The sequence below is a fragment of the Treponema sp. R6D11 genome (genome assembly GCF_054786075.1).
In genome coordinates, this window is the sequence record NZ_BDHD01000652.1 from 1 (window position 1) to 653 (window position 653).

Sequence of the window (653 nt, forward strand, 5' to 3'; positions counted from 1 at the left end):
CAAGTATACGCAGACCTTCAAAATTGGAAAGGAATGGCTGTCGTTTGAGTTTGAGGGTATTGATATCCATATACGCAAGGTTGATTTTACATTTGATTTTGAGAATGTGAAAGCGGAGTTGGAAAATTTTGAAGACGAAAACCTAAATGATATGAAGGTGGATTCCGAAATGCTGGAAGCATTTACCCTAGCAAGGGATATGGTGCCGAATAAATTGGGAACGCAAAGCATTCATTTAAACATTTCTAATGGCAAGATTAAAATGACCTACGAGAATGGCATTTCAAAGTTTGAACATAATTTTACCACGCCATTAAAAATAAATTGCACCCTCGTAATTTCGTGCACGGAGATTTCCCGAATAATGCAGGAGTTCGCGAAGGAACAACTATCGCTAAAATTTAAGACCGGGTCAAACCTCGTCTATTTAATCGGCGATAGTTTTATTTATGCCTTCGGTGGGGATGTCGTATAATGGGTGGTTTCTTTAATGCCGTATCCGCGATGGGGTCGGGAAAGAAGAAGGGCGTGACGCCTTCTTCCCAAACCCCGAAAGCCATAGAAACGGATGGCGAAATTGAAGGGAATGCCAAAAGCCCAACAGCTATTTTTGGATATATACCGGAGTTTATGGAAGCGAATGGACTGAGGGT

Annotated in this window: 1 protein-coding gene; it reads left to right on the forward strand. The window is 41.3% G+C overall.

The genetic code is table 11. The features are described from left to right. On the forward strand, positions 1–475 hold a 475-nt coding region (locus tag ACYVTD_RS15285), incomplete at its 5' end, for a hypothetical protein (RefSeq protein WP_461248560.1). Positions 476–653: the final 178 nt, after the last annotated feature.